The organism is Paraliomyxa miuraensis, assembly GCF_026337845.1.
Classification (GTDB): domain Bacteria; phylum Myxococcota_A; class Polyangia; order Nannocystales; family Nannocystaceae; genus Paraliomyxa; species Paraliomyxa miuraensis.
Window position 1 is genome coordinate 1 of sequence record NZ_JAOVZF010000154.1, and the last position, 14488, is coordinate 14488.

Below are 14488 nucleotides of genomic sequence, written 5' to 3' on the forward strand. Positions count from 1 at the left end.
CCCCAAGCCGACCGGAGCATGCGACAAGGGCCCGGGCTACCGCACGCACAGCCTGTTCCAGGCGTTCTGGCAGATGCTCAACGGCCAGCGCTGCGAACCCACGCCTCCGTTCGCCTGCGTCTCGGTGGGCTGGGCGCCGGGCGTGACGCCCATGGTCGCGGCCACCGAGGCGCTGCTCTACGCGATGCGAGTCAACGCGCTCACGTACGAGCAGCTCACCGGCGCGATGGCCACCTACGTGTCGTGCAACTACGGCCAGGCCGCGTATGACGACTTCAACGCCGTGGCGTGTGCCCACGGGCTCCGCGACTGCGCCGCGCCGGCTCCAATGATCTGCGAAGCGTGTGGCAACGGCGTACGCGAGGGCAGCGAGACGTGCGATGGCACCGAGTGGCTGTACGCGAGTTGCGACGCGATGCCCGAGTACGTGGGCGGAACACTGAGCTGCGATCAGGACGCATGCCTCCTCGACGTCTCGGAGTGCACGATGCCCGCCCTCGATACCACCGCGGGGACCTTCGAGCCTCAGGAGTCCTCGACGAGCCCGGCCGACACCGAGACGGCCGGCGTGCATGTCGATCCCGACGGCTGCGACTGCCAAGCCACGGCCTCCCGCGGCGGCTGTCTCACCCTCTTGTCGTTGTTGCTGCTTGGCGCGAGGCGCCGAAGGAGAGCTGCATGACCCCTCGTTCACTCACCCCGATCCTCCTGGCGCTCGCCTCACCCGTCGGCTGCCAGTGCGCCGACGCAGACATCGTCGAGATCGACGCCGACGCATCCTCGGGCTCAGCTGGGGAGTCATCCTCCGCCTCGAGTAGCGGAAGCGACAGGACCACCGGCGATCCGTTCGACGCCTCGCGCTGGATCGATCGCTATCACTTCGAACATCCCTATCTCCCGTTCGGAGAGCGTGGCGATCCACTGGGGACGTATGTGCTCGTGAATTTCGAGGTATTCCCCGATGCCCGCGCATCGATGTTCTATGACGGGTGCGGGTTGAGCGAGGGCTTCACCATTGCCTATCGATGGTCACCTTCCGAGAATGGCTGGCTGAGCCTACGACCCGGTGAAGGCGAGACCACGTTGCGCTTCCTCAGCGACCATGACGTCGACACGCTTCGCGTCCGGTTGACCGAGCCCTGCCGAGAGCTGAGGTTCGAGGTCGACGGAGAGCTCAACCCCTCGTTCGCCTTCTTCCCCGGCGCATCGTGCTGGGTCGACCGCTGCACGACCCCCGGGATCATGCAGGTCGACTACTGCGACGGCGAGGAGCCCACGGAACCATGCGACTGACGGAGATTTGCACGACTCCGCGTCCGATCAGCTTCGCGAGCCCGGCTGGACCATCCGGCACAGAAGCTCGACGTCGAGCGGCTTGGCGAAGTGGCCGACGAATCCCGCGGACTCGGCCTGGGTGCGCACCTCCTCGGAGTCGAGGCTGCTCAGCGACAGCAGCACGGGGGGCGCCTCACCACGGCGGATGAGCTCCCTGGCCAGAGCGAAGCCGCTCGTGCCAGGCATCATCAGGTCGCACACCACGACCTCGAAGCGCTCCTCCTCGACCCGCGCGAGCGCGGCAGCGGCATCCGGGACGGCGACGATCTCGGCCCCCTCGCGGCGTAGCATCCGGGATGTCACGTCTCGCGTGTCGGCATCGTCGTCGACCACCAGGATCCGAACCCCCTGGAGCCGCCCCGGGGCCGGCTCCCGCGAGCCCGTGCTGCGCTCGTGGGGGGCGCAGTGGATCGGGAGCTCCACGCAGAACGTGCTGCCCCGGCCCGCACCCTCGCTGCGAACCCACACCCGGCCATCGTGCAGCTCGACGAGCGACTTGGTGATGGCCAACCCGAGACCGAGGCCACCATGGCGAGCCTCACGCTCCTTCGACTGGCGGAACGACTCGAACACATTGGGCAGGAGCTCGGGCTCGATGCCCACTCCGGTGTCCGCCACGGAGACTCTGGCCCAGGAGCCCCGCCGCCGGAGTCTCACCTGCACTCTCCCTCCCTTCGGCGTGAACTTGAGCGCGTTGCCGATGAGGTTGTGGAGCACCTGCTCGATCCGCGAGGCGTCGCCGAGGATCGTCACCGCACCGTCGGCGTCGACGGACAGCTCGATTCCATCGGCCTGCTCCACGACGGCGAGCCCCTCGACCACCGAGCGCACCAGCGTGCTCAGCTCGAGCTCCGCACGCTCGATGCGCAGCTTGCCCGAGGCGTGGCGCGCCACGTCGAGGATGTCGTCGAGCAGCTTGGTCTGGAGCCGCACGTTGCGCTCGATCGCATCGAGCGCCTTGCGGGTCATCGGGTCGAGCGAGGCCTCGTGCGCGCGCAGCAGTGCGGTCCACCCCGAGACGACGTGCAAGGGAGAGCGGAGATCGTGACTGACGGCGGCGAGGATGCGGTCCTTGGCGAGACTCTCGGCCTCCGCAAGCTTCCGCGCCGCACGAAGCGCCCGGATCCGCTCGCGCTCGCCGAGGTCGGTGACGACGATGTTGATTCGAAGATCGTGACCGTGGCCAGAGGCCGTCAGCGCGAGCTGAACGGGAATGGTGCGTCCCTGGGTATCGACGAGCTCGGAGGGCACGCGCACGCCATCACCGCCATGGAGCACGAGCGCCTGCTCGAAGGCAGCCTGCGCGTGCGGGACGACGAATTCTCGGAATGGCGTCCCCATCACGGCTCCGCGAGGGCGGCCGACCAGCTCGGCCAGGAAGCGGTTGCAGTACACCACGCTCCCCGAGCCGTCGAGCGACACGGCGCCCTCGCCCATGTGCTCGAGGAAGTGGCGGTACGGGAGGTCGACGCGCTCGAGCAGGAAGATGCGGTCGCGATCGTCATCGCCCGCCACCACGACCGCATCCACCAGCCCTCCTCGAATCGCGGCGATCGTGGCCTCGGCTTCTTCGAGGCGGGCGAGCAACGACTCGAGGCCACGGTCGAGCACGTCACCGGTGGGCTCGGAAGCAGCACTCATGACACACCGGGCGGAATTCTGGCGCTCGCACGTTCGATGGTCGAGGAAGACCGGGGCTCATGGCTTGCCCGGAGTCGAGCACGAGAGATCGAGTGCGACCAGCGCCTTGTCGGCGTTGGAGAGGTCGCCGATGATGCGCCGCATCGGCTCGGGGAGCTTCCGAACGAGCGTCGGGATCGCGACGATTTGGTGATCCCGGGCGAGCACCGGATCCTTGATCAGGTCCACGACCTCGATCTCGTACCGCCCCGGGAGGTACTGCTCGCAGAGCTGCTCGAGGTTCGCGAGCGCGGCCCGTGAGTTGGGCGAGTCGCCAGCGATGTACAGGCGCAGGTTCCACTTGTCGGTCGAGTCGTTGGTCGATCCGCCCTGGGTCTCGGTTGCGGTTGGCGTCATCACGATTCCTCACTGGGGACACGGTCGGCCTTGCGTGCCAATGCCATCCTCCGCCGGTCGGCCCGCGCCGCCTCGGCACGCTGTCGACTCTCCATGAGCTTGCGCTCGAGCTCGACGGTCTCGGCGGTGAGCTCGGCCTCGAGCCTCGCGAGCTGCTCGCGATGGAGGGCCTTGCGCCGCTCGAGCAGCCGCTGCACGTGCTCGCGCTCGAGCGCCTCACGGTGCGCCTCGTCACGCTCGCGCGCCTCCTGGGCGAGCCGTGCCGAGCCCGTCACCACCCCCTCGGGACCGACGTATACGTCGAGCAAGGAGACGCCGCCCGCGCCGATGACGAACTCTCGCACCTGGTTGGAGTGGGCCATCCCGCGGGACTTCAACACGTAGAGCCCACGATTGCGCTCGCCGTCAACCTCGATCGACTTGACGAGCAGCCACGTGTCCACCATCGACGAGACCTGCACCTCGGTCGCCTCGGGCGCCAGCTTCGGGGAGGTCAGGCTCGTGAGCAGCGCCGTGATGCCCGAGCCCTTCAATGCATCGATCAACCGCACGAGCATGTCGTGGGCGTCGGCGCTGGCCCCGGCATCGACGAACGTGCTGATCGGATCCAGCACGACCGCGCTCGGCTGGTGCTCGCGGACGAGACGGTGGATCACCACGAGGTGCGTCTCCAGCCCCCACGCCGTGGGGCGAGCGGCGGCGAAGCGCAGCAGCCCCGCAGCCTGGTGAGCGGCGAGCTCGATGCCGATGGTATGCATGTTGCGGAGGATCTGCGCGGGGGCCTCCTCGAACGACATGTAGAGCACGCGCTCGCCCTGCGAGCACGTGGCATCGACGAAGTGGGCGGCCAGCGTGCTCTTGCCCACTCCCGCCGTGCCCGACACCAGCACGGTGCTGCCACGGTAGTACCCCTGGCCGCCGAGCATCGCGTCGAGGCGAGCGACGCCGCTCGAGACCCGCTCATCGGAAACCTCATGAGCGAGCCCCGCGCCCGTGATTGGCAGCACGGTGATGCCGTCACGGTCGATGAGGAAGGGGTACTCGTTGGTGCCGTGCGTCGAGCCGCGATACTTCACGACGCGCAGGCGCCTCGTCGAGATCTGCTCGAGCACGCGGTGATCGAGGACGATGACGCAATCGGAGACGTACTCCTCGAGGCCATGCCGCGTGAGCCTGCCCTCGCCGCGCTCGGCGGTGATGATGGCGCTGACACCACGCTCCTTGAGCCAGGCGAACAGGCGCCGGAGCTCCGCACGTAGGATCCCGTAGTTGCTCAGCCCGCCCAACAGCACCTCGAGCGTGTCGATGACGACGCGCTTGGCCCCGACCGTGTCGATGGCGAGCCCGAGGCGGAGGAACAGGCCCTGGAGGTCGTACTCGCCGCTCTCGACGATCTCGTGGGGCTCGACGCGGATGTGGTCGATCGCCAGCAGCCCCCTGGCCTGGAGGTCGTCGAGCTCGATGCCGAGCGAGGCCACGTTGGCCGCGAGATCCTCCGGACGCTCCTCGAACGCGATGAACACCCCCGGCTCACCGTGAAGCAGCGCCCCGCGCACCAGGAACTGCATCCCAAACAAGGTCTTGCCGCAACCCGCCCCGCCGCAGACCAAGGTGGGTCGCCCGCTGGGCAGCCCACCGTCGAGAACCTCGTCGAGCCCATCGATTCCGGTCGGGACCTTGTCGAGCCCACGCTCCGACGGACCCCCGCCTGTCCACTTCGCCATGTGGCGGCGCAAGGTAGCACGCCGGATCCATGCCCCGAGGAGGCCGGACATCCGGTCGAGGTCGGCGTTTCCCTTCGCCTTCGCCCCGCGGTGCCGTAACCCTCACCGACGCCGACGCACCACGCCCACACCCGCCGCGAGCACCACCATCCACAGCGCCGTCGACCCGGCGCCTTGCGGATCCACCGAGCAGCTCGCCGCCGCCGGCTCCACGTCGGACACGGGCGGTGCCACCGGGGCCGGTCCCGCCACCGGAGCGGCCTGCGGCACCTCGCAGATCCGCTCGATCTGCTCGTAGCACGACTCCTCGAGCGCTTCCTCGCCGAGGCCCACCAGCGCGTCGACGTGCTCCTCTTCCTCGCTGCCCGCGAGGCAGTCGCAGATCGCCAGCCCCTCCGCATTGACCTCGCAGCTGCCCAGCTGAGGGTCGTCGCACTCGGCCGTGATCTTCCACGGCGCACACGACATCGTCCACGCGTCCCAGCACGCCCGCATCAGCTCGCTGTCGTCGACCGCCTGCAGCTCGTCGTTGCGCAGCTCGTGCTCGCCGTCGAGGCAGAAGCACTCGATGCGGCCGGTGTCACGGGTCGCCCGGCAGAAGCTGCCCTCGGGATGCTCGCAGACCGCTTGCCGCGCAGCCAGCGCGGTACCCGGCGCAAGCAGCACCGAAACGATGATCGTGGCGGCCAAACCGGTCGTGGCGATGATCCTGTCGAGCATTGGCGTCCCCTCGCGTGTTCGGAAGGTAAGACACCACAACACACGGTCTTACGGGTCGGGATCGAAAAAATGTCGGGAGGACGAACCTTTGATCCGCGCAAGGAACGCTTTCTCACCCCTGCGGATCACTCGGTCGACGCTTCGGCCATGCTCGCCATGGTGAAGCGCTCGGTCAACGATCCGTGCCCCTGTGGCAGCAACGCCAAGCTCAAGCACTGCTGCGGTCGGATCCACGGGGGCCGTCCCCCCTCACCTCCCGAGCTGGTGCGGGCTCGCTACACCGCATTCGTGCTCGGCAAGGTCCGCTTCATCATCGACACCACGCACCCCAGCGCACCGCACTGGAACGACGACCGCACGGCGTGGCGGGCCGAGCTCGTCGACTACTGCCGACGCGTGAGCTTCTCGGGCCTGCAGCTCCACGAGCACGAGCTCGACGAGGCCCGCGGCGAGGCCCACGTGACGTTCACGGTGGCGATGGAGCTCGACGGACGCGACGCGAGCTTTCGCGAGCGCAGCCGCTTCCTCGAGGACGGCAACCGCTGGCGCTACGTGGACGGCGAGCTCGATCCCTCGAGGTAGCAGGGACCGAGCTCGTGCCGCGCTCCTACTCGAGCTACGGGCAGGTGTAGCCCGTGACCTCGATGTCGTCGACGTTCCACTGCGAGACCGTGAACACGCCCGCGCTGCCGATGTTGAACCCGAAGCGGATCTGCATGTTGGGATTGGCATACGCGCTGATGTCGTAGACGATGTTGGTCCACGCCGCGTCCTGGACCCCCGGCGATCCCCCGCTCTGCCACACGGTCTGCCAGGTCGCCCCGTCGTACACGTCCACCCGATTTTGCATGTAGCGCGTGTAGTCGCTGTTGAGCCAGCGCCAGAAGCCGAGCTGCTGCGCCCCTGCGCCGTTGAACACGGGGCTGGTCAGGAAATAGAAGTCGTGGAGGCCGGCGGTCGAGGCATTGCCGCCGAGCACCACGCCGGCGACCCCGTTGTCGGCCGTGGGCGTGTGATCCGTGCCGGGATCGGGGTTGCCGTACGACTGACCCGCCGACGCCACCGCCGGCCCGATCGCCCACTCGGTCCCCAGGGTCCAGCCCGCCGAGTTGTCGGAGAAGTCCTCGGTGAAGAACACGCCGACCGGACACGGCACGCAGCCCGGCAGGCAGGCCACGCCGGTGTTGCCGTCGTCGCAGGTCTCGCCGGCGGTGAGGTTCAGCACCCCGTCGCCGCACGAGGACACGGTGCAGTTGCCGTTGCAGGCCGCCGACTCGCCGCCGTCGTCACACTGCTCGAGGGCGACCGCATTGACGTAGCCATCACCGCACACGGCGGTGGTGCAGTCCACGTCGCAGGCCGCCGACTCGCCCGCGGTGTCGCACTGCTCGGCAGCGCTCGGGTTGGTATAGCCGTCGCCGCACGACACCGGGGTGCAATCGCCGTCGCACGTCACGGTGTTGCCGCCCTCGTCGCAGACCTCCCCCGCGGTCACGTTGACCACCCCGTCGCCACACGCGGCCAGCGTGCAATCGACGTTGCACATCGCGGTCTCGCCTCCGCCGTCGCACTCCTCGCCCGAGAGCCCATTGGGGTAGGCATCGCCGCACTCGGCCGGGGTGCAGTCGAGATCGCAGACCGCCGTCTGCATGCCATCGTCGCAGATCTCGCCCGCCGCCTCGTTGAGCACCCCGTCCTGGCACTGCGCCGGGGTGCAATCGTCGTCGCAGGTGGCCGAGCCCCGCACGCCATCGTCGCACTGCTCGCCCGCGTTGGGGTTCTCCACCCCGTCGCCGCACTCGGCGTAGGTGCAGTCGTCGTCGCAGCCGGCCGAGAACCCGCCGTCGTCGCACTCCTCGCCGGCCTCCGCGTTGACGATGCCGTCGCCGCAGCCCACGGCCGTACAGTCCGCGTTGCAGGTGTCGCTTCGGCCCATGTCGTCGCAGGTCTCGCCTGCCATGCCGTTGACCACCCCGTCGCCGCACATGGCCGCGGTGCAGTCGGCGTTGCACTCGGGAGACTCGCCCCCGTCGTCGCACGCCTCGCCCGCGGCGGCGTTGACCACCCCGTCGCCGCACATGGCCGCGGTGCAATCGGCGTTGCAGCTGGCGGACTCTCCCGCGTCGTCACACGCCTCGTCGCCCTCGACCACCCCGTCGCCGCACTCGGCCGGACCACCGTCGCTGCTCGACTCCCCTGCGGTGTCGGTCGCTTCGGTGGCGGTCGCGGGTGGTTTCGTCACCGGTCCCGTGCTCTCGTCGGCGCCTCCCGAGCTGCTGTCCCCCTGGGACGCGGGGATCGTGTCCTCGATACAGCCCGGTAGAGCAAGGATCGCCGCGAGCACGGAGCCCGACACCCATGGAAAGTCAACTGTCCGCATGCACGGGATCGTCGCATGCTCGCGTCGCTCGAGGGAACCCGAAGGTTCCCGTGGAGCACCCCCGGAGCCTCTTGCTATCGTCCCGCTCGAGGATCTCCACCGTGCCGCTGACCTCCGCCCCCGATCTCCCGGGTTGGATCTCTGCCATGCTCCCCGTCCAACGCGGGGCCTACTTGCTCGAGCAAGGCCCCGACGCGGGCCGGCGCATCGCCTACATCGATCACGGCGAGCCCGACGCACCCGCGGTGGTGATGCTGCACGGCAATCCCACGTGGAGCTTCTTGTGGCGCAAGGTGATCGCCGCCCTCCCCCGCCGCCGCTGCGTGGCGCCCGATCTCCTGGGCCTGGGGCTGTCGTCGATCCTGCCCCGGCTGCACGACCACACGATCGATCGCCACGCGGACGCGCTGGTCGAGCTGCTCGATGCGCTCCGGCTGCCGCGCTACGTGCTGGTGGCACAGGACTGGGGCGGCCCGATGGCCACCGCGATCGGCGTGCGGCGGCCCGATCGCGTCGCCGGGATCGTGCTGGCCAACACCTCGGTGCTCTTGCCCTCGCACCCGCGCGGCACCGCGTTCCACCGCTTCTCGCGGATCCCCGTGATCTCCGACCTGGTGTTTCGCGGGCTCGGCTTTCCGCAGTCGCTGCTGTGGGCGGTGCAGGGCGATCGCCGATCGATGCTCCAGCGCAAGGTCGCCGCGGCCTACCGCTGGCCGCTGCGCAGCCGCGGGGATCGCATCGCTCCGCTCGCGCTCGCCCGCATGGTGCCCGATGGCCCCGACCACCCCTCGGTGGCTCCGCTGCGACGCGGTCAGGCGTGGTTGCAGGCATTCGAGGGACCGATGGCGCTGGTGTGGGGCACGCGAGATCCGATCCTCGCCCGTGCCCTGCCCCGACACGAGCGGGCCTTCCCGCGCGCGCCCGTGACCACCACCACCGCGGGGCACTTCCTGCAGGAGGAGGTGCCACGAGCGCTCGCTGCGGCCGTCGAGGACGTGCTCGCGCGCGGGTGAGCGCGCGTCGAGTCCGCCCGCCCACGCCCCACCGTCCTGCCGCCACGGCACGAACCAAGTGGTCGCGGTGACATCCTGTCATCCCGGCATTCGCCCCGAATCGCCGGATCTCCACCACATCGACGACAGGCCGCCGTGGCATTATCGTTGCAGCGCCCCCGCCGTCGCGGCCGCTCGGACCGAGCATCCAGTCCCTTCCGTCCTTCCCCTGCCAGCCGCGCGGCCGCGACGACCGTCATGCCCCTTCGCACTCCCAACCCTCGGTGGCCCTTCCCCGCGCTCGTGCTCGTGGGTGCGCTCGCGTGGCCGGGCGCGGCCCGGGCCGACTTCGAGATCACCTACGTGTTCGTCGACGAAGATGGCAATGCGCTCGTCAACGACAAGCTGAACGGCACCGAGATGAACAACTACGTCAATCGAGCCACCTGCCAGTGCGGCGAGCGGCTCGGGGCACGGGTGTTCCTCAACCAGACGGTCGGCACTCCATATCCCGGAAGCACGCAGGTACGCACCTACGTGGGGTTCAACTGCAACTCGGGCCAGGAGGGCGTGGGCATCGACCGCCCCTGCGTGTTGCTGCACGACGGCCAAGCCAACGACTACGACGATGGCGGCCGCGTCATCACCTTCGAGCAGATGTGGCTGTCGTCACGCTCGGAGACCACGAACACGCCTCCGGACGACGCCACGCCGATCCTGCCCTGCGGATCGTCGCAGGTCGGCAACGCCGGGATCTGGGTGTGCGTGGAGAGCAACGACGAGCCCGGCTGCCAGTCCGAGGAATTCGTGGTGCAGGCCGACACGAGCACCAACGGAGGAGGCACTACCACGCCCACCGATCCCACGATGGGCGGAGAATCGACCGGCAACAACGTACGCTTCGACTACGTCCCCCCACAGGACGAGTTCTCCGGGTTTACGGCCAGCCCCGGGGATACGCGGATCGTGATCTCCTGGGACAAGGACGAGGTGGCCGACACCGTCGGTTTCCGGGTGCTGTGCGCCGACATCGACGGCAATCCTCCGTTCACGAAGATCAGCGGGGTCCCCACCGGCCAGTCGCGAACCAACGGCAAGCTCTACTATGAGGCCGAGAGCCTGTGCCCGGACGAGGTGGTCTACGGCGGCGAGACGGACACGACGGGCAGCGGGACCTTCGGCGATACCGGGGACGTGGGCACCAGCACCGGCGACGGGCTCACCACCACCGGCGACGGGCTCACCACCACCGGCGACGGGCTCACCACCACGTCGGGAAGCGCGAGCACCACCTCGGGCGGCATGGGCACGACCGGGGGCGACCCGTTGGACTCCCCGCTCTCCTCCCTCGATTGGCGGTACGTCTGCTCCGAGCACATCTCGGGCACCGGGACCACCGCCGAGATCAGCGGACTCGAGAACGGCCAGACCTACGAGTTCCTCGTGGTCGCCTACGACGCGGCCGGCAATCCCAAGGTCGTCTCCGAAGTGCTCACGGCCACCCCCATCGAGACCCGTGACTTCTGGGAGCAGTGCGAGCAGCAGGGCGACCTGTGCGGGGACGGAGGCTTTTGCAGCTGCCGCACCGACGGGGGCTCGCCCCTGGCGGCATGGCTGGGCACGGGGCTCTTGCTCCTGGGCGTGGCGGCACGGCGTCGGAGGTGCGGATGAGCGGCTCGTTGCTGTGGCTCACGGCGCCCCTTTGGACCCTTGCGACCGCGTGGGCCCCTCCCCCGCCGCCCGACCCCGAGGACGACGACCTCGTGCTCGAGGACGAGCTCGTCGACGAGGATGCGGATGCGCCGACCACCGAGCTGTCGGACGACGAGCCCATCGATGATGGCGAGGGGGACGACGACGACCCCACCGAGGGGACCGCACCGCCGCCGCCGCCCGCCCCCAAACCCCCGGGGGTGATCCCGACCGAGGGCCCCACCAAGCCTCCGCCTTCGAGCGAGGCGCTTCGCCGCGACGACCCGCTGGCCCAGCCCGACCCCGAGCGCCGCGATCGGGCCGGTCGCACCGGATCGCCCCAGCGCTTCGCCCTGGAATTCAAGATGGGCCCGTACCTGCCCAACGTGGACCGCGAGTACTCCGGCTCCGGCCTTGGCCCCTACGCCACCGTCTTCGGCGAGACCGACGACACCGGCGCCGCGATCGACCAGCCCAAGGCCTTCCCCATGCCTGCGATCGCGTTCGACTGGCAGTTCCTCTATCTCGCGGGGCCGCTGGGGATCGGCACGCAGATCGGGCTGTTCCGCGACGGAGCCCAGGCCCTCATCGCCAACCCGGCGGAGGGCGAGAACCTGCGCAGCCTGGCCGACCGCACCACCTTCACCATGCTCCCGCTGTCGGTGCTGCTCTCGTACCGCTTCGAGCTGCTCGCCGATCGCCTGCGCGTGCCGCTGGTGCCCTACGGCAAGGCCGGCCTCGGCTACCACCTCTATTGGGTCAAGGCCGGGACCGGGAGCGTGGCCCGCAACAGCCAAGGCGAGGCCGGGCGCGGCGGCGTGCTGGGCTGGCAGCTCAATGCCGGCGGCATGCTACGGCTCGACTTCATCGAGCCCGGCACCGCCAAGAAGCTCGACATCGTCACCGGCATCAACCACACCTACGTGTTCGGCGAATTCCAGTACAGTCGCATCGACAACTTCGGGGTGGGTCGCTCGATCAGCCTGGGCGATGCGACGTGGTTTGTGGGGCTGGCCATCGAATTCTGACCAACCCCGCCGCGCCGCCCCTCGCCGCCTTGGCTACGAGCAGCCGCCACCGGAGCAGCTGGCCTTGCAGTTGCCCTCGGCGCACGACGTGCGCTTGCAGCCACCGCCGCTGCAGCTGAGCTCGCACCCCTTGGACCCGGCCGCGCAGATCTGGGTGCAGCCACCGCCGCTGCAGCTGAGGTCGCACTCCGCCCCGTCCTTGCACTCCTGGGTGCACCCCCCACCGCTGCACCGGGCCGAGCAGGACTGGCCGGCGTCGCACACCTGAGAGCAGCCCTCGTCGCTGCACTCGAGCGCCACCTTGCCGTCCGCCACCTCGACCTCGCCCCCGCCTCCCGCGACCTGGACCGATCCGCCGGCGCCGACCTGCACGCCGCTGCCGTTGGCACCCCCGACCTGCACGCCGTTGGCATCGACCTTCACCCCACCATCGGCGCCACCGACCTTCACTCCGTTCTCGGTGACCTCGACCCCGCCATCGGCACCACCGACCTTCACTCCGTTCTCGGTGACCTCGACCCCGCCATCGGCGCCACCGACTTTCACCCCGTCCTTGGTGACCTCGATGCCATCCTTGCCTCCGACCTTGACCTCGCCATCCTTGGCGTCACAAGCGATCGAGAGGACGAGCCCCAGTGCCAGCAGCAGCGTGCGTTGCATGGCCGGACTGTACCCGAAAACCCGTGCCGTCCAACCCCTGCGGTGAGCCGAGTCCGTCGAGGCGCCGACGTGCGAACATCGGGCGGTGTCCGGCCACGACACCGAAGAGTCCCCGACCCGCGTCTCGGCCCCCGGGGTGCCCTCCCCCGATCCCACGCTCCCCGATGCGGGCCCCACCGGGAAGCCCCGCGCGATTCCGCAGCGCTTCGACGACCGCTACGAGCTGCTGGGCGAGCTGGGCCGGGGCGGCATGGGGATGATCCAGACGTACCTCGACCAGCAGCTCGGCCGTCGGATCGCCCTCAAGACGCTCCACCCCCAGCTCCAGCTCGACGCCACCGCGCCCATGGGCGAGCCCATGGAGTCGAGCTTCGTCGATCGCTTCATCGACGAGGCACGGCTCCAGGCCCAGCTCGAGCATCCGTCGGTGGTGCCCGTGTACGAGCTGGGGGTCGACCCGCAGCAGCGGATCTACTTCACGATGAAGCGGGTCCGCGGCATCACCCTGCGCGCCGTGCTCGAGCAGCTGGCCCGATCCGACCGCGACACGGTGGCCCGGTGGACGCGACGTCGGCGGCTCAACGCGTTCACGCAGGTGTGCCTGGCCGTGCAATTCGCCCATGAGCACGGCGTGCTGCACCGCGACCTCAAGCCGGCCAACGTGATGCTGGGCGAGCACGGCGAGGTCTACGTGCTCGACTGGGGCATCGCCTCACGGCTCGTGCCGCTCGACGGCGCACGCCCGCGCCGCGACCGCGCCGGAACCCCGGGCTACATGCCCCCCGAGCAGGCGCGCGGTGACGTGCTGGGCCCCACCGCCGATGTCCATGCGCTGGGGGTGATGCTGCGCGAGCTGCTGACGCTCGAGCGTCCCGACGAGGAGCCATCCCCGCTCGCTCCCGACGCGATGCCACCCGAGCTGGCGGCGATCTGCGAGCGCGCCACGAACACCGCACCACGCGAGCGTCATCCGTCCGTGCAGGCCATGCTCGACGAGCTCGAGCGCTTCCTCGAGGGCGAGCGCGACTCGGAGCGACGCGCCACCATGGCCGAGCGTCACGCCGCGGCGGCCGAGGCGGCCGTCGAGCGGGCCGCCGGCGACGATCCGGGCAGTCCCGCCGCCCTTCGGGCCCGTCGCGAAGCCATGGCCGAGATCGGGCGCGCGCTCGCGTTGCAGCCCGAGCACCCGGCCGCGATGGCGAGCCTCTTGCGGCTCTTGTCCCATCCACCCACCCGCCTGCCGCCCGAGGCCGCCGAGGCGCTCGAGCAGCGCCGTGCCGCCACCCGGGCGTGGGCCGGAGGCGTGGCCTCGTGGGCCTACGGCAGCGTGCTCGGATACTGGCCGCTCTTGTGGTGGGCGGGCGTGCGCGAGCCGGTGCCGCTGTGCATCCTCAGCGTGCTGGCCGTGCTCTCGTCGCTCTTGGCGCGCCGCGTGGCCAAGCATCCCCGTCCGGGTCCCAACGACATCGTGCCGACCATGGTGGTCAGCAGCCTGCTCATGGGCAGCACCGCGGCGATCTTCGGCCCGCTGGTGCTCACCCCCACGCTGGTGGCCGTCAACGCCGCCCCCTACGCGCTGATCCTGCGGGGCTGGCATCGCTGGCTGACGGCGCTCGTCGGTGCCCTGGTGATCGTGGCCCCGCTCCTGTTGATGACGGTGGGGGCGTGGCCGGTGACCTATGCGCTCGGTCCCGAGGGCATGCTGGTGCGCCCCTACGGGCTCGAGCTCTCGGGACACGGGGCCATCACCCTCCTGATCGTCTCCAGCATCGCCGCCGTGCTCACGGCCATGGTGTCGGTGGCCAAGGTCCGCCACGACCTCGACCAGGCCCAGCGCGCGCTCGAGCTCTACGGCTGGCACTTCCGCCAGCTCTTGCCGTCCTCGCGATCCTCGGGCTGAGGCCCACGTGATCGGCGAGG

General features: G+C 69.8%; 13 protein-coding genes. 7 read left to right on the forward strand and 6 right to left on the reverse strand.

Going from position 1 to position 14488, the window contains the following annotated elements; all coding sequences use genetic code 11:
* Together OEB96_RS22230 and OEB96_RS22235 are read left to right on the forward strand one after the other, a co-directional pair.
* The coding region (locus OEB96_RS22230) for a hypothetical protein (protein ID WP_323137425.1) at positions 1-682 on the forward strand (682 nt) is incomplete at its 5' end.
* Positions 679-1293, forward strand: coding sequence for a hypothetical protein (locus OEB96_RS22235; protein WP_266218579.1), 615 nt, complete (start codon positions 679-681; stop codon positions 1291-1293). The genes OEB96_RS22230 and OEB96_RS22235, both read left to right, overlap by 4 nt.
* Before the next feature lie 27 nt (positions 1294-1320).
* Here OEB96_RS22235 and OEB96_RS22240 read toward each other — a convergent pair whose 3' ends face one another.
* The 4 genes from OEB96_RS22240 to OEB96_RS22255 form a co-directional block, all read right to left on the reverse strand.
* The gene (locus OEB96_RS22240; protein WP_266218581.1) at positions 1321-2976 is read right to left on the reverse strand and encodes an ATP-binding protein; all 1656 of its coding nucleotides are present in this window, start codon (positions 2974-2976) and stop codon (positions 1321-1323) included.
* Between the two features lie 57 nt (positions 2977-3033).
* Positions 3034-3372, reverse strand: a complete 339-nt coding sequence (locus tag OEB96_RS22245) for a circadian clock KaiB family protein (RefSeq protein WP_266218583.1) — start codon at positions 3370-3372, stop codon at positions 3034-3036.
* A complete protein-coding gene (gene kaiC / locus OEB96_RS22250) occupies positions 3372-5096 on the reverse strand; it encodes a circadian clock protein KaiC (RefSeq protein ID WP_266218585.1) in 1725 nt (574 codons plus the stop codon). The genes OEB96_RS22245 and kaiC overlap by 1 nt, the downstream gene beginning before the upstream one ends.
* Positions 5097-5198: 102 nt before the next feature.
* Entirely contained in the window at positions 5199-5816 is a 618-nt protein-coding gene (locus OEB96_RS22255; RefSeq protein WP_266218587.1) for an MYXO-CTERM sorting domain-containing protein, read from the reverse strand.
* Between the two features lie 147 nt (positions 5817-5963).
* Here OEB96_RS22255 and OEB96_RS22260 point away from each other — a divergent pair, with 147 nt between their 5' ends.
* The gene (locus OEB96_RS22260; protein ID WP_266218589.1) at positions 5964-6398 is read left to right on the forward strand and encodes a YchJ family protein; all 435 of its coding nucleotides are present in this window, start codon (positions 5964-5966) and stop codon (positions 6396-6398) included.
* A 34-nt stretch (positions 6399-6432) separates the two neighbouring features.
* Here the strand turns inward: OEB96_RS22260 and OEB96_RS22265 are convergent, their stop codons facing one another.
* Positions 6433-8196, reverse strand: a complete 1764-nt coding sequence (locus OEB96_RS22265; protein WP_266218590.1) for a hypothetical protein — start codon at positions 8194-8196, stop codon at positions 6433-6435.
* Between the two features lie 146 nt (positions 8197-8342).
* On the opposite strand from OEB96_RS22265, the gene OEB96_RS22270 reads away from it, so the two are divergent.
* The 3 genes from OEB96_RS22270 (at position 8343) to OEB96_RS22280 (ending at position 11908) form a co-directional block, all read left to right on the forward strand.
* Complete coding sequence (locus OEB96_RS22270) at positions 8343-9209, forward strand: alpha/beta fold hydrolase (RefSeq protein ID WP_266218592.1); 867 nt, start codon at positions 8343-8345, stop codon at positions 9207-9209.
* Between the two features lie 237 nt (positions 9210-9446).
* Positions 9447-10859, forward strand: coding sequence for an MYXO-CTERM sorting domain-containing protein (locus OEB96_RS22275; RefSeq protein ID WP_266218594.1), 1413 nt, complete (start codon positions 9447-9449; stop codon positions 10857-10859).
* The gene (locus tag OEB96_RS22280) at positions 10856-11908 is read left to right on the forward strand and encodes an MXAN_2562 family outer membrane beta-barrel protein (RefSeq protein ID WP_266218595.1); all 1053 of its coding nucleotides are present in this window, start codon (positions 10856-10858) and stop codon (positions 11906-11908) included. The genes OEB96_RS22275 and OEB96_RS22280 overlap by 4 nt, the downstream gene beginning before the upstream one ends.
* A gap of 33 nt (positions 11909-11941) precedes the next feature.
* Here the strand turns inward: OEB96_RS22280 and OEB96_RS22285 are convergent, their stop codons facing one another.
* Positions 11942-12568 (reverse strand): hypothetical protein, encoded by a 627-nt coding sequence (locus tag OEB96_RS22285; protein WP_266218597.1) that lies wholly within the window; start codon positions 12566-12568, stop codon positions 11942-11944.
* 85 nt (positions 12569-12653) lie between these two features.
* Between OEB96_RS22285 and OEB96_RS22290 the strand changes: the two genes are divergently transcribed.
* Positions 12654-14468, forward strand: coding sequence for a serine/threonine-protein kinase (locus OEB96_RS22290; protein WP_266218598.1), 1815 nt, complete (start codon positions 12654-12656; stop codon positions 14466-14468).
* Positions 14469-14488: the final 20 nt, after the last annotated feature.